The 16,846-nt window shown below is 61.0% G+C and carries 16 protein-coding genes and 2 tRNA genes; 17 read left to right on the top strand and 1 reads right to left on the bottom strand.

Translation table 11 applies throughout. The features are described from left to right. Positions 1 to 22: 22 nt before the first annotated feature. The 15 genes from G6032_RS09445 (at position 23) to G6032_RS09375 (ending at position 13,307) form a co-directional block, all read left to right on the top strand. Positions 23 to 1,414 (top strand): serine hydrolase domain-containing protein, encoded by a 1,392-nt coding sequence (locus tag G6032_RS09445; protein WP_165281883.1) that lies wholly within the window; start codon positions 23 to 25, stop codon positions 1,412 to 1,414. A gap of 44 nt (positions 1,415 to 1,458) precedes the next feature. Then, the gene (locus G6032_RS09440; protein ID WP_206211906.1) at positions 1,459 to 1,890 is read left to right on the top strand and encodes an antibiotic biosynthesis monooxygenase; all 432 of its coding nucleotides are present in this window, start codon (positions 1,459 to 1,461) and stop codon (positions 1,888 to 1,890) included. A gap of 138 nt (positions 1,891 to 2,028) precedes the next feature. Beyond that, positions 2,029 to 2,499, top strand: coding sequence for a DUF1203 domain-containing protein (locus G6032_RS09435; RefSeq protein ID WP_165281882.1), 471 nt, complete (start codon positions 2,029 to 2,031; stop codon positions 2,497 to 2,499). A gap of 131 nt (positions 2,500 to 2,630) precedes the next feature. Then, complete coding sequence (locus G6032_RS09430) at positions 2,631 to 3,575, top strand: AraC family transcriptional regulator (RefSeq protein WP_165281881.1); 945 nt, start codon at positions 2,631 to 2,633, stop codon at positions 3,573 to 3,575. A gap of 119 nt (positions 3,576 to 3,694) precedes the next feature. Further along, positions 3,695 to 4,495, top strand: coding sequence for a class D beta-lactamase (blaOXA, locus tag G6032_RS09425; RefSeq protein WP_165281880.1), 801 nt, complete (start codon positions 3,695 to 3,697; stop codon positions 4,493 to 4,495). Positions 4,496 to 4,694: 199 nt separating this feature from the next. Further along, positions 4,695 to 5,435 carry a tetratricopeptide repeat protein gene (locus G6032_RS09420; RefSeq protein ID WP_165281879.1) on the top strand — a complete coding sequence of 247 codons (741 nt, stop codon included), beginning with the start codon at positions 4,695 to 4,697 and terminating at the stop codon, positions 5,433 to 5,435. A 308-nt stretch (positions 5,436 to 5,743) separates the two neighbouring features. After that, positions 5,744 to 5,887, top strand: a complete 144-nt coding sequence (locus G6032_RS09415) for a hypothetical protein (protein ID WP_165281878.1) — start codon at positions 5,744 to 5,746, stop codon at positions 5,885 to 5,887. Between the two features lie 379 nt (positions 5,888 to 6,266). Further along, positions 6,267 to 7,193, top strand: a complete 927-nt coding sequence (locus G6032_RS09410) for a hypothetical protein (protein ID WP_165281877.1) — start codon at positions 6,267 to 6,269, stop codon at positions 7,191 to 7,193. A gap of 148 nt (positions 7,194 to 7,341) precedes the next feature. Beyond that, positions 7,342 to 8,181 (top strand): type II CAAX endopeptidase family protein, encoded by an 840-nt coding sequence (locus G6032_RS09405; RefSeq protein WP_165281876.1) that lies wholly within the window; start codon positions 7,342 to 7,344, stop codon positions 8,179 to 8,181. Positions 8,182 to 8,238: 57 nt separating this feature from the next. Next, entirely contained in the window at positions 8,239 to 8,880 is a 642-nt protein-coding gene (locus G6032_RS09400; protein ID WP_165281875.1) for a hypothetical protein, read from the top strand. 519 nt (positions 8,881 to 9,399) lie between these two features. Further along, positions 9,400 to 10,233 (top strand): metallophosphoesterase, encoded by an 834-nt coding sequence (locus tag G6032_RS09395; protein WP_240902100.1) that lies wholly within the window; start codon positions 9,400 to 9,402, stop codon positions 10,231 to 10,233. A gap of 89 nt (positions 10,234 to 10,322) precedes the next feature. Next, positions 10,323 to 10,396 (top strand) — tRNA-Cys (locus G6032_RS09390). 22 nt (positions 10,397 to 10,418) lie between these two features. Beyond that, positions 10,419 to 10,505 (top strand) — tRNA-Leu (locus G6032_RS09385). Positions 10,506 to 10,640: 135 nt separating this feature from the next. Further along, a complete protein-coding gene (locus G6032_RS15935; protein WP_206211905.1) occupies positions 10,641 to 12,587 on the top strand; it encodes an alpha/beta fold hydrolase in 1,947 nt (648 codons plus the stop codon). A 48-nt stretch (positions 12,588 to 12,635) separates the two neighbouring features. Next, on the top strand, positions 12,636 to 13,307 hold the full coding sequence (locus G6032_RS09375) for a DUF502 domain-containing protein (RefSeq protein ID WP_346763786.1): 672 nt from the start codon (positions 12,636 to 12,638) through the stop codon (positions 13,305 to 13,307). Between the two features lie 25 nt (positions 13,308 to 13,332). Here G6032_RS09375 and G6032_RS09370 read toward each other — a convergent pair whose 3' ends face one another. Continuing rightward, positions 13,333 to 15,222: a propionyl-CoA synthetase gene (locus tag G6032_RS09370; RefSeq protein WP_165281872.1), complete on the bottom strand. Its 1,890-nt coding sequence runs from the start codon at positions 15,220 to 15,222 to the stop codon at positions 13,333 to 13,335. 237 nt (positions 15,223 to 15,459) lie between these two features. On the opposite strand from G6032_RS09370, the gene ccmA reads away from it, so the two are divergent. Next, positions 15,460 to 16,095 carry a cytochrome c biogenesis heme-transporting ATPase CcmA gene (gene ccmA / locus G6032_RS09365; protein WP_165281871.1) on the top strand — a complete coding sequence of 212 codons (636 nt, stop codon included), beginning with the start codon at positions 15,460 to 15,462 and terminating at the stop codon, positions 16,093 to 16,095. Then, positions 16,095 to 16,778: a heme exporter protein CcmB gene (gene ccmB, locus G6032_RS09360; RefSeq protein ID WP_165281870.1), complete on the top strand. Its 684-nt coding sequence runs from the start codon at positions 16,095 to 16,097 to the stop codon at positions 16,776 to 16,778. The genes ccmA and ccmB overlap by 1 nt, the downstream gene beginning before the upstream one ends. Positions 16,779 to 16,846: the final 68 nt, after the last annotated feature.

Here is a 16,846-nt window from a genome sequence, read left to right as displayed (position 1 = left end):
TTTGGTTCCAAGAGGCAACTCAATGAAACATCTAACCCATATCGCATTGATAGTCCTTACGCTCGGTGCACAGACTGCATCAGGTGAACTGTTCACGCCAACATACGAAGGCACGTGGGAGGGAGAACTCGGGGAAGCCCCTGACGCCAGCGAAGTGCTGATCTCGCTCAATCGCGAAAACGGACGACTGACCGGCACCTTTTCGCTTCCGGCCGAAGGTGTGCTTGATATTCCGATAGCGTCCGTCGAGCTAGACGGAGATGTTCTAGTCATGCGCATTACGCCCGCGCGGATATTTCGCGGCACTGTCCATGACGGCGAAGCGCGTGGCACGCTGGTGTTGCACGATCAGGGTGAGCGTGCCGTCCCGATGCGCCTTGTTCGCGAGAACTCTGTTGCCTGGCAGGGCTACCTCGTCGAGCGAGAGAAGAGACGGGCCGAGCGTGAAGCAGCGATCGCAGCGCGCATTACCACGCTGGAGCAAACGACGGTAGGGCCAGCCGCGGAAAGCGTTGACCCAACCGCCTTGGAATGTATGGTGACGGCGGCCGCCGCCAGCGGCTCGACGGCTATGGTCATCAACCTGAATGGAAAGCTCGTCGGCGAGTGGTACGCCCAAGGCGAGAGCCGAAGGATCGAGGCGATGTCCGCCACGAAATCAATCCTGAACCTGGCTATCGGCCGATTGCTAACGCTGGGGCTTCTCGAATCCATAGACGTCCCGGTTCATGATTTCTATCGTGAATGGAGTTCCGGGGGGCGCGAATCGATCACCGTCCGTCACCTGTTGTCCCACACTTCAGGGCTGTTTTCGCCCATGCCAACGCATCCGATCTATGAGAGTGATGACTTCGTCAGGTTCGCTCTCGAGTCGCCGATCGTACAGAGGCCTGGCACACGCTTCGTCTACAACAATAGCGCAACGAATCTGCTCGCCGGAGTCATAGGTCGAGCCTCGGGTCAGCCACTCGACGAGTTCCTGCGTGACAACCTGTTTAGTGCACTTGGCATTACCGATTTCAGCTGGTCACGCGACAGCGCTGGAAACCCGCACGGAATGGCAGGTCTGCAGATCCATGCTCGTGATCTCGCCACGCTTGGTGAGCTTGTCATCCGACGAGGTGAGTGGGCCGGTGCGCGCCTGATTGACGAGCAGTGGTTCGACGAGAGTATTCAGCCCAGTTCCGAACTGACCGATAAGGTTGGGCTGCTTTGGTGGCTGGTCCGGGATGGTGAGGAAGTCATCGGCTATAGCGCGCGGGGATACCTCGGCCAGTATCTGGTGGTACTCCCTGCAGCAGGACTGGTCGCCGTGCGCATGGTTGAAAGCTCGCCACAGTACAACCCTGACACCGACGTATTCAGTGACTTCGAGCGCAGGGTACTGGCCCTTGCCCGTAAGTCCTGTATATGACTAGGGCACAAACCGAGTGTGACTCGCCGGCAAGGCGAGCATTCATGTTCGCGCTCGCGGGTGGTGCGGTGGCCCTGATGGGAGTCGGAGTGTTTTCGACCAGGAGACCAGATGAAATGTTCGGATTATTGGGAAAAATTATCGCTTTACACGGCAAGCGAGAAGCCCTGGCCAGGGTGCTGATTGATGGGGTTGGCGGTATGCCTGGCTGCCTCAGCTACATCGTGGCGTATGACCTGCAGGACGAAGATGCGCTATGGGTCACGGAGGTCTGGGAGAATAAGGAAAGCCACGAGGCATCGCTCTCTGTCCCTTCGGTTCAGGATGCGATCTCGGAAGGCCGGTCACTTATTTGGACATTCGGTGAGCGGTTCGAGACAACACCGGTTGGTGGCACGGTCTCCGCGAGGCTCCGAAAGGCGATCAGGAAAGATGGACCGGGGGAAACAGCGGTCCCGATGTTTACACCCAGGTAGATTGCCGACACGCGGGCAGAAGAGGTGATTTCCGTCTGGCCCGCGGAATTAGCCACTCGACCGACTTGTCACTTTCCGTAGGACTTCGCCGCAGGACGGGTGCGTTGAACGGGCGCCTTGGCAAGTGTGGAGCTGAACATGGATTACAAGATAGAAGGGCTGGATCCTCGCAGGTTCGAGTATCTCTGGGGCCGGGATGATGCGGGGCTGGCAGCTCATCGTGCAAGGCGTCTGCGCGTCGACTCCGAACCGGGCTTCCCAGACCGGATCTCACTGCGAGATGCGCCGCTGAACGCCAGCATCATACTTGTCAATTACGAACACATGGCGGTGCATTCTCCATACCGGTCATCGCATGCGATCTTCGTTCTTGAGGGCTGCGTGGAACGTTTTTCCCGTGTCGGAGAAATACCCCCGTGTTTACTTGGCCGGTCGTTATCGGTGCGCGCGTTCGACCACGAGGCAATGATGGTGACCGCGGAACTGGTCGAAGGACCGAGCCTGGATTCGTGCCTGAAAGATATATTTCGCAGCAAACACGTCAGTCATGTGGATATCCATTTCGCGGCGGCCGGGTGTTTTTTTGCTCGCGCCACGGGTGTGCGCTGACATGGAATACGGGTGATGTCGTTGTCTTTTCTTTCGCCGTTCCCCTGCCAGCCAGATATCTGGCTTCCCAAGGCCCCGCGCATGGGTTTCGCTGGGCGATGAAACTCAGCGCAAAGCGAGGCGATCACTGAATGAAGGGAAACAGTCCTACTGACTCCAGTCGCGCCGCATACCAGTTCCGCGTGCATCGGGTTCTTGGATACATTGACGACAACCTTGCGGAACCGCTCGAACTCGAAGGCCTCGCCAAGGTTGCTGCATTCTCCCCCTTCCATTTTCACAGGTTGTTCCGGGCCTTGGTCGGTGAGAGCCTTGGCGCCTATATCCGACGCAGACGGCTCGAGGTGGCTGCCACGCGGCTGATTACGCAACCAGCCTGTTCCGTGACCGACATTGCACTGGGTGTGGGTTTCCAGTCCGTGGAGGCTTTTTCGCGCGCATTCAAAAAACGTTTCATCAGCTCCCCTCGCTATTGGCGAATCGAGAACGCTCACGAAGGATCTGAACTCAGCAAATCCAGTCCAGCGTGGAGCAACCCCAGTCATGAGGAGGGCTTAGGTGGGCGCCATCATGGGGTCGTGTTCCCCCAAATGTCGGAGTCCGCCATGAAAGTCCGCATTCACACACTGCGCCCTGCCTCGGTCGCCTACCTTCGCTATACCGGTCCGTATGGCCGAAACGTCGGCAAGTTCTGGGAGGAGGTCGTTTCGCCGTGGCTTCAAGAAAACCATATCTCTACGCGGCCGCTGTTCGGCGTGAGCCATGACGATCAGAACATCACGCTTGAAAATCTGTGCCGCTACGATGCCTGCGTCGAAGTACCTAAAGAACTATTACTGACCCGGCGTCCGTTTCGCACGATTCTGCCCGGAGGGCGCTACGCGGTACTCGATTTTCTTGGCACGCCGGACGAGATTGGTGATGCATGGACGGCGCTGCTCCGGGAATGGTTGCCATCCAGCGGCCTTCAGCTCGACCACCGTCCCTGCTTTGAACATTACCCGGACGGGTTGAAGCCCGGTGATGCCGAGGGGCGGTTTGGCTGCCGCATCTGCGTCCCCGTCGTGCAGTTATAGTGCGGTGACGAGTCAAGGTTTCAATGAGGCCGAGTCACAGACCAGTGTGTACGGTCACAAAGAATCCTTGAATTGACACGTTCACGGTCCATATGGCCTGCCAGTCTCGTGGAGGAACAATGCTCCTTCGGTTGTTGTCGCTATTGGTATTCGCTACGCCATCGCTCGCGATCGGTGCTGGACAGCAGCGCCCTGATTGGGAAAAGTTCTTCGACAATGAAGACGCTACGGGAACTATTGTCGTAGCGGATCGCCGTGGTTCCACTCAGGGCGAGGGAGCTGGAGGTGAGCTTCTTGTATATGCCCCCGAGCGCGCGGCCGTGAGGTTCTCACCCGCCTCAACTTTCAAGATAGTGCACACCTTGTTCGCTCTTGATGCGGGAGTTGTCAGAGATGAATTTCAAGTTTTTGCGTGGGATGGGATTGAACGGAGTTTTGCACAGCATAATCGCGACCAGGACCTGCGCTCGGCGATGCGCAGCTCTGCGATTTGGGTTTACCAGGAATTCGCGAACGCAATCGGCGTTCAAGGAGCTCGGGAATACCTGGAGCGGATAGCGTATGGAAATGCGGATCCGACGGTCCAAGATGGGAGCTATTGGGTGGATGGCAACCTTGCCATATCAGCCTACGAGCAGATCGCGATGTTGGAGCGTCTTTACCGGAACGCACTTCCATTCTCTGTGGAGCATCAACGTTTAGTGAAAGACATCATGATCGTTGAGGCCGGACGTCACTGGATTCTCCGTGCGAAGACTGGCTGGGAGGGGTCAATGGGCTGGTGGGTTGGATGGATCGAATGGCCAACAGGGCCGGTGTTTTTTGCGCTCAATATCGATACGCCTGATCGCCTGAGTGACCTTGCCAAAAGAGAAAAGATTGGGCGGGCAGTCCTCAGGTCCGTGGATGCATTACCTTAGCGATAGAAGTCCGGTGTCACGGAGGAAGCATATTTGATGTTCGCGAACGACTGGTCGGACTATTCCTTGCCCCAAGGCAGCTGACCACTCAAGTCGGCTGTGACAATTGTCATCTGCAGGGACTGAGTTTGGTCACTACCGTATCAATTCGGGGTAAGTCAGACTGAAAGCAAGTGGTCGACATGCCGGGTAATATCCGATGAGATCCCTCTCCGTCTTCTTTATCGTTGCAACATTCTGGCTCTGTGCTGAAAGCCACTCTTCCGAGCTAGCGAGCTGGATTGAATTTTCGGATGCGTATCACGCCGACGAGCTTGACAGAGCGCTGGCATCTCGAGATCGCATTGAGCCGGATCGGGTTTTCATCGCGGCACTGGCCGACTATCGGCTCGCCGGCATGCATATGATGCGTGGAGATGAAGATAACGCGGCGCGAAGATTGCGCCAGGCGCTTAGCATTATTGAATCGGAGTCGCACAGAGTCACTTCCGACGCCGATCTCATGGCTTTGCGCGGTGGTATAGAGGGCATGCTGATCGGCACCGGGGGGTTCCTCAAGGGCATGCGGCTTGGGCCTCGCTCTGCCCGTGCAATCCAGTTCGCCCTCACGCTGGATCCGAGCAGTGCGACTGCCTGGTATATGGAAGGCGTCGGTTTGTACTGGCGCCCACGGATCTTTGGTGGGAGCAATAGTCTTGCTTTAGACGCGCTGGATCGGGCTATTGAATTATTCGGCCAGTCGGCAGACGACCCGGTCGCAGGCTGGGGCCTCGCGGAGGCCCACGTATGGTGTGGAGAGATCTTATATAAGGAAGGCAAGTACGAGTCGGCTGCGCGGGCGTTTTCTGCGGCACTCGCCGTGCAGCCTGGCTACCGCCGCGCTGAGGCCGGAATGAATTTAATTTTAGCCAGGACGCCGGATATCGCTGAATCATTATGAGTTCACCAGGCGTTCGCCGCCTCCGCAATTTCTTGCCGTTGGAAGATCGGCGAGGCTCGGCGCTCGGCCTCGGGATATCCGAAAAAAAATGGGCGTCCCGTCGGGCCGGGATTTACCAATGGCCTCCAACCGAGAGGACGTGATGCTTTTTCGGGCCACGTTCCTTGAAGGAATTCGCAAAGGGAGTATCACGCTGGCGTTCAGACGTTGGCGGCGACCGTCCGTTCGCGCGGGCGGAACCCTCCTCACTCCGGTCGGGCAACTTACGATCGAAACTGTCCAAGTGGTGTCACTAGAGCAAATCTCAAATGAAGATGCGCGACATGCAGGTTACGAGTCGAAAGCTGCGTTGCTGGATGAGTTGCACCGTCGAGCTGATGGTGACGTTTACCGAATCGCGCTTGGCGCGCTACAGCCAGACCCAAGAGTCGCGCTACGCGAAACTGGGGTAGCCACGGCAGCGGTGTTCCAAGATCTGCAGATCGGGTTACGTCGTTTGGATTCGAGGGCGCCAGGAGGCCCCTGGACGATGTCTACGCTGGAAACACTGGATGCTCACCCGGGCGTCCGCGCATTGGACATTTGTGGTCTTGTTGGGCAGGGAAAGGAGCGATTTAAGGCCAACGTGCGGAAACTGAAGAAACTCGGTCTTACCGAAAGCCTCGGTACGGGTTACCGGCTGTCATCACGGGGCGAGGAGTTGCTCCGGATGCTACGTGCAGAGGCCGGTAGAGCCCCCACATGAAGAAGTTTTTCCGGAATGGTCAGATTGTTGAAACCTAAAGTTGTTTCAGCCCGTGTTTTGACAAGGGCTTGTCCGCGGAGAATCTGATGGCGATTGCAGCAAAGATAATAGTTTCATTGGTAATGGTTCTCTTTGGTTGGTCCACGCCTGGTTTAGCGTCCAGCAATTCCGGTGCCGGTATTCGCGTTATCGATCTCACACCGAGGTTCATGTCGTTCTATTCACAGGCTATCGACGTCGACGACCTGGATGCCCGCTTCCAGCTTTGGAAGGAGCACTATGACTTCGTCGCTTTGCCACCGGGCCTCCCTGATCGAGATGAGCGAGCAAGAGAAATGTTGGATCGTGTCTGGCCTCGCTATGCCGAGGCAGAGCCTCACATCCGCGCCGGCGCATCGATACTTTCGCCTTTGCCAGAGACTGTGGTTGACAGTGTTGTTGAGTTGCTTGGTGCCGTTGAAGAATTACCACCCATGGGGTTGCTCTATTTCGTTGGGATGTTTGAGGACAATGCGTTTTTCGCTCCGAATCCCGATGGGAGTCTGTTCGTGGCAGTTCCCGCGGAGATGGCGCCAGAGAAACGCAAAATCGCCATGGCGCATGAGTTTGTTCATGCGGTCCACTTCGTGTTGTCAGGACTGCTGGCAGAGCCGAAAACGAGAGTGGCCGACGTAGTCTTCACAGAAGGATTGGCGATGCATGCAACCCGCGCGCTGTTTCCCGAGCTCCCGGATCTGAAGCACTTGAGTGCGAGCCACGACTGGCTTCAGGAGTGCAACGCACGCCTCGAGGAGATCATGGCAGGGATCGTGGAGCATCTCCTAGAAGAAAATCCAGAGGCGGTCAATCGGTTCACCGTTGGGGAAGGAACCGCCGGCCTTGAGCGCGAGGCGTACTGCGTCGGCTGGCACGTGGTGGACCAATTGTTGTTCGGGGGGTCAAGCTTTGCGGAACTGTCGCGGATACCGAGGTCCGAGATCCCGAGTGTCGTCTCTGGTGCCTTCGGGCAATGACCGATCGTGACTTGCCCGGGATTGGATCTCGGTACAGCGAGTTTCATCATCAATGTTCGTCGGGCTGGGAGGATGATCGCAGGGGGCAGTTCACGATCGCCGTGGGCGGCGGCGGTCCTGCAAGCGGACAGACAGGAAGAATCAATCGATGAAGCGTCTGATGATGTCTGACAGCGGAAAGCAGGGGGACTGGTTTTCGGTCTTCACGATTCTTGTGCTGGCAGTGCTGGCCTGGTTCATCCCGAGCTTTGTCGGTCAATCCCTGGGCATCCCGTATTGGGTGATTGCAATCGTATTTTGCATGGCGGGGCTTTTGATTACCTTCACTTTCAGGGAAAAGGACGCAAAAGGTCGAGGGAGGAAGGCGCCTTCGATCTCGCGGGCTGTTAGTGCTCTGGGCTTCGTCCTTGTCCCGGTCAGCGTGTTGGCGCTGACCGGTCTTGGCTTCGGGTTATTGATCGGTGACTACCAGATCGAGTTGGCGCCTCTCACAGCACAGGCCGTCACCAGTGCATTGTGGTTGGCCATTCTTGTGCTGATTGCCGAAGCAATCCCCGAAGAGCTGATCTTCCGGCAGGCTCTGCTCGGCAAGCTGAAGAGGCAGCTTGGACTATGGCAGGCCATCGCCATCCAAGCGCTTCTCTTCATGGTCTGGGCCTTCGTCTTTGTTACGTTACTTCAGTGGACCGGGTTCACCAATGGCTGGTCGATCGGATGGGATCGTGCCTTGCAGTTCTTATCTTTCGGCTTTCTGCTTGCATTGGCGAAGGAGCTCACTGGCACTATCTGGGCATCCATCGGGTTGCACCTGGGTTACCAACTCGCGTCGCAACTGATCTCCCGTGGCACTTTCCCGATGATAAAAATCGATCCGATCTCGCAGGTGGAAATTGCCAATGCCAATATCTGGCTTTTCGTGATCGCCATTCCAGCGGTAATCTGCGGCATTGCTATGTTCAGAAGGCAACGGCGACGAAGTTTCTCCTGAGCTTCGTGTCGCCGCAGCCGCGACGGTCGCTGACCACCGCAACCGGATGAAAGGGTTGTGAAGGATAAGCGCGAAACGACTGAAAATTGCCCGCTCGTTTTTGGGGCGCTCGCTGCCTTTGAGCTGGAGCGTCGTCATCGCCGAAGGGAGCCCACAAGTAGTCAATGCGCGAAAGGGAATAAGCTCATATCGACGCTTGGCAGCATGCTGACTGTTCTCGAATACTTGCAGGCGACGCGACCTCAACTCAAGGGCGGTAAACCCAGTACCGACTGTTTGAGGCCAGTCCCCGGAATTCCATCGAGCATGCCAAGTATCACCTTCGGTGACCTCGATTTCCTGCTTGAGACAAACGACCCGATGGATCGCTGTGCTCAGGTTTATGGTCGCCTTGCCCACGCACAGGCGCAATTCGATCTAGCGGTTGCCCTATTTTCGGACTGGAATGAACGTGCCAGGGCATTCCAAGAGTGTCGCTCCTGCCTGTGTGAGCCAGGCTTCAGCGGCTTTCTTGGCCTCGTCGTAAGAATTCATTGGCCCGAGGCTATGGTGGTGCTGCTTCCCGGAGCGGTCCCGCAGTCGTACATGCCACGTGTCGACGCCGGGATTGCGGCGGAGCCCCAGATACTTCCCTTTATCCAGGCGCTGCCAGTACGGCCCGCGACGTACGCGCAACCGTTCGCGTTCTCACTTTCGTGAGAGGTCAGGCATTGTCGTTCCGATTTCGGTGAGAAGTCTCCAGGCTCGCAGACCGCACCGAGTGCCATTTCTCAACGTGGGCCAGATGCTTCTGTTATCGGCAGTACTAAAAAGCAATAAAAACCTGAGGTGGACTCATAGGGACTCATGCGGACCGATAACCAATGAAAACAGGGAGTTAAGATTTCATGTGGACGCATTTTTTGGCCCGATACAACCTTGCCAAGCTTGGGGTCGCGAGTTCGAGTCTCGTTTCCCGCTCCAGATTTCAATAGCTTGCGTGGATGCTCCGGCGGGTGCGGACATGCACGGAAGCCGGCACATTGGCTGCCGCAGGTAAAAAAGGTCCCAGCCGTCTGCCGGGGCCTTTTTTTTATTTTCATAATACCGTCACCATTGGGCAGGTAGTGTTATCGGCTGAACGCACTGGTATGGCGCCGGCGCGAATGATGGAGGCCTGCCAACTCAATGGATATCCAAGTCCGGCTCAAGACGGTCACAGCGATTTTGTTTTTGTCGATGACAGCCGCTTGGGGCGGTGCCAGCGCGGCGGACACCGATGCGGTACTGCTGCGCTTCGCCGTGCTCGGTGATGCCGAGCCCAAGCCGGAGCCTCGCTTTCCCGGCGTCGAGGCTGCGGTGAGAGACGTCAACTCGATTGCAGCCCGTGGACGCATCGATTTCGTCGTCGGCGTGGGCGACCTGGCGCACAAGGGAACGATCGTCCAGTACGAGAATGTCACTCCGGTACTGAAAGGCCTGAGTCGTCCCTTCTACCCGATCATGGGCAACGAGGAACACAACTCGACGGTAGCGCGTTTCATTGATTACGCGGGTCGCTGGAACGCGGAGATATCGGGACCAAGCTATGTCCGGGACCATGGGCCGGTCGTCATGGTTCATGCTTCGCCCGATTTCAGCCGGGACTTCGACGATGACGGCATCGACTGGATCCTCGCACAGGTGAAGCGCGCCGCGCCGAAGCCGGTCTTCCTGGTCGTCCATGCCGCCCAGGCCGGGGTGTATCCAGAGAACGCGGAAAAAGGCGTCCACAACCCGCGTTTTGCCGAGGTCGTCGCCCAGCCCAATCTCGCCGCGGTCATCTCCGGCGACCTGCATATGGACATGGACCGGGTGGTTCATTCGCGGCAGATCGGCCACGTCCACTATCTCCATATTCCGGCCCTGGAACGCACCAAGATCCCCGACGAGACGCGGCACACGCCGATGTTTCGCGTCGTCTCGATCATGGACGGTGGCGAGGTCCAGGTAGATACCTACCAGACCGGCAGTTTGGAACCGCTTGAACACCACGCTTACAGCTTCGGTTTCGACCGCTCATCCATCGACTAGCGAGGATATCCGTCCATCGGGTGACACATCCCGTTGGGCCGCCGCGTGTGTTAAAGTCTCGGCCCTCCCGGAGGCAAGGGAGCCCATGTGGCGCGGTGGCGGAGTGGTTACGCAGCGGCCTGCAAAGCCGTGAACACCGGTTCGATTCCGGTCCGCGCCTCCAGTCGAATGCACGCGGCGGCACGGCCCGGGTGGCGAAACTGGTAGACGCAGGGGACTTAAAATCCCCCGGCCGCAAGGCCATGCCGGTTCGACTCCGGCCCCGGGCACCAATCTATTCCCAGCCACGCACCGTAGATGTGTCCTGCCCGAACCCGGTCTGGCCCTGGCGCCGGGCGCCTAGCGCCACTCGATTCACTCGGCATGGCAGGCTAGGATATCGGGAGTCCCTTCCCTGGAGTTCCGCCGTGCCGAAGTTTTCACGTCCCGCCTTCCTCGTCTGTCTCCTCGTCCTGCTGCCCGCCGCTCTGCATGCTGCGCCGGAACGCGTCGAGCGGGGCACGTTGGTGCTCGAGAACATTCCGGAGATTCCCGCGGATGTCACCGAACGCCTCGAGCAGTACCAGAACACCCGCTCGGCGGGGCTCGCCAGCTGGCTGCATGACGGCGGGGTCCTGGTCTCGACGCGATTCGGCGAAACAAGCCAGATCCATCGTGTCGCCGCGCCACTGGCGATGCGTGAACAGCTGACATTCTTCAAGGAGCCGGTGTCCGGCGCAGCCGTGTCGCCGGATCCGTCGCTGAACGGCTTCGTCTACACCCGGGACACCGGCGGCAACGAGTTCTTCCAGCTCTACTGGTTCGATTTCGTGAGCGGCGAGAGCCGCCTGCTGAGCGACGGCACGTCGCGAAACACGGGCGCAAACTGGTCGAACAAGGGAGATCGTTTCGTCTATTCGAGCACGCGGCGCGACGGACGTAACTACGACATCTACCTTGCGACACTCGACGGCGATTACACCACGCACAAGCGGATATTTACCGCCGACGGGTTATGGGTCGCCATGGACTGGTCGCCGGACGACACGCGCCTGTTGTTGATCAACTACCGTTCGATCAACGACAGCGAGATTCATATCCTCGATATCGAGAGCGGCGACCTCACCCAGGTCAATCGGCAGGATGTCCCGGTGGGGCATGCGGGCGCGGCCTTCGATCGCACGGGCGAGGGCGTCTATATCGCCCACGATCACAACGCCGAGTTCAAGCAGTTGCATCACCTGCGACTGGACACGGGCGAAAGCACGCCCGTCTCGGCGCACATCCCATGGGACGTGAGCGCCTTCACCCTGCCGCGCTCCAGGGACCAGCTGGCCTACGTGGTCAATGCCGGGGGCACGTCCGAGCTGTACCTCGTGGACGTGGATACCTACGCGGCCCTGCCGGCTCCGGCCCTCCCGACCGGGTTGATCGGTGGGCTGGCCTACAGCCCGGACGGGGATTCCCTGGCGATGACCCTGAACACCGCGCGTTCCCCCAGCGATGTGTTCGTCTACGGACTGGAGGACCGGAACCTGGCGCGCTGGACCCGCAGCGAGGTCGGCGGTTTGGACACATCCGAGTTCCCGATGCCGGAACTCGTGCGGGTGGAAAGCTTCGACGGGCTCCCGGTTCCTGCATGGGTCTACCGGCCGGCCACCGAGGGACCCCATCCCGTCCTGGTGGATATTCACGGTGGGCCCGAGTCCCAGTCGCGGCCCAGCTTCAGTTCGTTCAACGCGTACCTGGTGAACGAACTCGGGACCGCGGTGATCAGTCCGAACGTGCGCGGCTCGAGCGGTTACGGCAAGAGCTATCTCAAGATGGACAACGGCCGCCTGCGCGAGGACTCGGTGCGGGACATCGGCGCGCTGCTCGACTGGATCGCCACCCAGCCCGACCTGGATGAGAGCCGCGTGGTGGTCTACGGTGGATCGTATGGAGGCTACATGGTGCTGGCCTCGCTCGTGCATTTCGACGAGCGTCTGCAGGGCGGCGTCAGCGTCGTGGGGATCAGCAATTTCGTGACCTTCCTCGAGAACACGGAGTCCTATCGGCGCGACCTCAGACGGGTGGAGTACGGCGACGAGCGGGATCCGGAGATGCGCGCCTTCCTGCAGGACATCTCGCCGCTGAACAATGCCGGGCGCATCACGTCGCCCCTGTTCGTGGCCCAGGGATACAACGATCCGCGCGTCCCCTACACTGAATCGGAACAGATTGTTGCGGCAGTGAGGGAAAACGGGCTCGAGGCCTGGTATCTGCTCGCGATGGACGAGGGTCATGGCTTCAGGAAAAAGACCAACCGGGATTACTTCCAGGCCGCCACCATCATGTTCCTGCGGGAACTGTTCGGCGGCGCGTCGGCGGAGTGACTGGCGCGGCAGTAATCGCCGCGGCATCGATTGCATCGAGTGGGCGAGGTGAAGGCGCCGCTTGAACCTCGCTCGATGTGGAAGCTGGTCTCGCGCCTGTTCCTGACCGGCTTGTTCACGGTGCTGCCCATCGCCATCACGCTGGCGGTGCTCGCGTGGTTCGCTGTCACGCTGGAGGCGGTGCTCGGCGGCATCATCCAGTGGCTGCTGCCGGAGGGGCTGTACGTCACGGGGCTCGGCTTCCTGGCGGGGCTCGGGCTGGTGCTGCTCGTGGGCGCGATGATGAGCACCTGGCTGGCGCAACGCCTGTTCGGCAGCTTCGAGGCGGCGTTCCTGCGCCTGCCTGTCCTCAAGGTGCTGTACGGCGCCGTCAAGGACGTCATCACGATGTTCTCGCCGCACAAGGAGCGTCATTTCGCCTCGGTGGTCGCCTTCAACTGGCCCGGCACCGATGCGCGGATGATCGGCTTCGTCACGCGCGAGAACACCGCCGACCTGCCGGGGAACCTGGGTGCCGAGGACATCGTCGCGGTCTACTTCCCCATGAGCTACCAGATCGGCGGCTACATGCTGATGCTGCCCCGGGAGCAGCTGGAAGAAATCGACATGCCGGTCCACGAGGCCTTGCGATTCAGCCTCACGGCCGGCGTGTCCCGCGGCGGAGCGTCGGCCCCGGGGGCGTCGCCCGCGCCGCCGTTCGGCGCGAACCCCGACACGTGAGCGTGTCGAAAGCCCTCGGGACCGGTTACTTCCCGTAGCCGATGGACTTCAGCGCGTCTGTCACTTCGTCGAGGATCAGCGGATCGTCGATGGTGGCCGGCACCGCGTAGTCCTTGCCGTCGGCGATCTTGCGCATGGTCGCGCGCAGCACTTTCCCGGAGCGGGTCTTCGGCAGCCGGTCCACGATCGCGACTTTCTTGAACGAGGCCACCGGGCCGATCCGGTCGCGCACCATGCGAATCAGTTCCGCCTTGATCTCGTCGTGGGAGCGCGACACGTTCGATTTCAGCACCACGAGCCCGACCGGCAGCTCCCCCTTGAGCGTGTCCTGGGCGCCGATGACGGCCGCCTCGGCGACGTCCTGGTGTGCCGCGAGGGCTTCCTCCATCGCGCCCGTGGACAGCCGGTGGCCGGCAGTGTTGATGATGTCGTCGATGCGACTCATGATCCACAGGTAGCCGTCTGCATCGCGATAACCCGCGTCGCCCGTCAGGTACCAGCCCGGGTACGCGCTGAGATAGGACTCGATGTAGCGGCGATCGTCGCCCCACAGGGTCGGCAGGGTGCCCGGGGGCATCGGCAAGCGGATCATGATGCTGCCGATGTCTCCGTCCGCGACCTCCTTGCCGTCGTCCCCGAGAACACGCACGTCGTAGCCCGGCACCGCACGGGTGGGGGAGCCCGGCTTGATCGGCAGTTGCTCGATGCCGAGGCAGTTCGCCGCGATCGGCCAGCCGGTCTCGGTCTGCCACCAGTGATCGACGACCGGGATGCCGAGCTTGTCGCTGGCCCACTGCAGCGTGTCCGGATCGCAGCGTTCCCCGGCGAGGAACAGGGCGCGCAGCCGGCCGAGATCGTAGCGCTTGATGAACTCGCCCTCGGAGTCGTCGCGCTTGATCGCGCGAAATGCCGTCGGGGCGGTGAACATCACGCTGACGCCGTGTTCCTCGATCACCCGCCAGAAGGCGCCTGCGTCGGGGGTGCCGACGGGCTTGCCCTCGTAGAGCACCGTGGTGCAGCGATGCAGCAGCGGCGCGTACACGATGTAACTGTGGCCCACGACCCAGCCGACATCGGACGCGGCCCAGAACACTTCACCCGGCTGGACGCCGTAGACGTTGCTCATGCTCCAGGCGAGGGCGACTGCATGGCCGCCGTTGTCGCGCACCACGCCCTTCGGAATTCCGGTCGTGCCCGAGGTGTAGAGAATGTAGAGCGGATCGGTGGCGGCCACCGGGACGCAGTCGGCGGGAGTGCTTTCCGCTTCGAGTTCCGCCCAGTCGAGGTCGCGCCCGTTCTTGAGTTCCGAGCGCGCCTCGGGACGCGCCAGGATCACGCAACGGTCCGGCTGGTGAGCGGCGATCCCGATGGCTTCGTCCAGCAAGGGCTTGTAGGGGATGACCCGGCTGACCTCGATGCCGCATGAAGCCGACAGGATGACTTTCGGTTTCGCATCGTCGATGCGCGTCGCCAGTTCGCGTGCGGCAAAGCCACCGAATACCACGGAGTGGATCGCGCCGATTCTTGCGCAGGCCAGCATGCCGATCACCGCTTCGGGCACCATGGGCATGTAGAGGATCACCCGGTCACCCTTCGTCACGCCGAGCCCGGCCAGCCCGCCGGCCAGGCGCGCCACGCGGTCGCGCAGTTCGCGGTAGCTGAAGCGCGCCTTGGTGCCCGTCACCGGGCTGTCGTAGATCAGGGCGACCTGGCTGCCGTGCCCGGCATCGACGTGCCGGTCGAGCGCGTTGTAGCAGGTGTTCAGCTGCGCGTCGGGAAACCAGCGGTACAGCGGGGGGTTGCGGTCGTCGAGCACCTTGCTCCACGGGGCTTCCCAGCTGATGTTGCGCGCCGCGTCCGCCCAGAATTTCTCGGGCTCGCGGATGGATTGCTCATAGACTTCTTTGTATCCCATGGCCGGTTCTCCCTCCTGGCTGCTTTCTCGCCGCGGTCCGGGTGCGGCTATTGCGGGCCGCCCTGATGCCGCGTCTCTTTTCGGGGAGTGTATACTGCGCGGCGCCCGGAGGCCGACTCCGGAGCGGGCCGGAGAGGCGGCGAGAGTCGCCCGGCCGGGAAATCCAGGTTCAGGATGGAGAGCTGCATTGCCGGCAAAACCAACCCAGGCGCCCGGCCGCGACCGGCGACGCCCGTCATGAGTGCCGCCGCGCCCGGCGTGCTGCTGGAAGGCCAGGGGCTCGAGCTCTGGCGCGGCGAGCGCCGCCTGTTCACCGGTGTCAGCTTCGAATTGCGCGCCGGTGAATTGCTGCACGTCGTCGGACCCAACGGTTGCGGCAAGACCAGCCTGCTGCGCGTGCTGTGCGGACTGACCCTGCCGGAGACCGGCGAGGTCATGTGGCGCGGCAGGAAACTGTTGCGCAATCGCGCGGATTTTCACGCCAGCACCTGTTACCTGGGCCACCGCGAGAGCCTCAAGGCCGATCTCACTGCCGAGGAGAACCTCGTCTTCCAGCTGGGCCTGCGGGTTTCGTTGACGGCGGCCGATGTTGATGCGGCCCTCGATCGGGTCGGCCTGACGCGGCAGCGCGGCGTGCCCGCCCGCAGCCTGTCGGCCGGGCAGAAGCGGCGCGTGTCGCTGGCGCGGGCGCTCGCCAGCCGCGCCAAGCTGTGGGTGCTGGACGAGCCCTATACGAACCTCGACGTGCACGGCCGGGAGCTGGTGGACCAGATGATGAGCGAACATCTCGAGCGGGACGGGCTGGTGCTGCTGGTGGCGCACCAGGCGCACGGCGTCGGTGCCGGTGTCACGCGGCGCCTGGAGCTGGGCTGATGGAATGGCCAGGTCTCGGTACCGCCTTCTGGCTGCAGCTGACGCGCGATCTGCGCCTCGCCTATCGCCATATCGGCCAGGCGGCGAACCCGCTGATGTTCTTCGTCATGGTGACGACCCTGTTCCCGCTGGCGCTGAGCCCGGCGCCCGAGCTGCTCATGGCGATCGCGCCGGGGGTGATCTGGGTGTCGGCGCTGCTGGCCTCGCTGCTGGCTGCGGAGAGCCTGTTCCGGCAGGACATCGAGGACGGCACGATGGAGCAGCTTGCGCTGTCGCCGCAGCCGCTGTCGCTGCTGTTGCTGGCGAAGACGACGTCGCACTGGCTGATGACGGGCCTGCCGCTCGTGCTGATGGCGCCGGTGGTGGGACACGCCTTGTTCCTGCCCGCGGACGCCGTACCGGCGACGATGCTGGCGTTGCTGCTGGCGACGCCCGTGTTGAGCCTTGCGGGCGCGGTGATGGCGGCGTTGACGGTCGGGCTGCGGCGGGGCGGGGGACTGTTGTCGCTGCTGATCCTGCCGATCGTTATGCCCGTGCTGATCTTCGGCGCGCGCGCCACCGATTTGTCGATGCAGGGCCTCGAGGTCAGCGGCGTGATGTACCTGTTGACGGCCGTCCTGCTCCTGGCCGTGAGCCTGGCGCCTGCGGGGATGGCCGTCGCGATGCGCATCAGCCTCGATTAGGCCTCGCGTCCGTCGTCGAATCAGCGGATAATCAGTGTATTAGGCCCTCGGCGTCGCGTGTGGATACA

Source organism: Wenzhouxiangella sp. XN24, assembly GCF_011064545.1.
Taxonomy (GTDB): Bacteria; Pseudomonadota; Gammaproteobacteria; order Steroidobacterales; family XN24; genus XN24.
The sequence above is the reverse complement of the archived record's forward strand: the minus strand, read 5'-3'. Positions and strand labels throughout refer to the sequence as shown.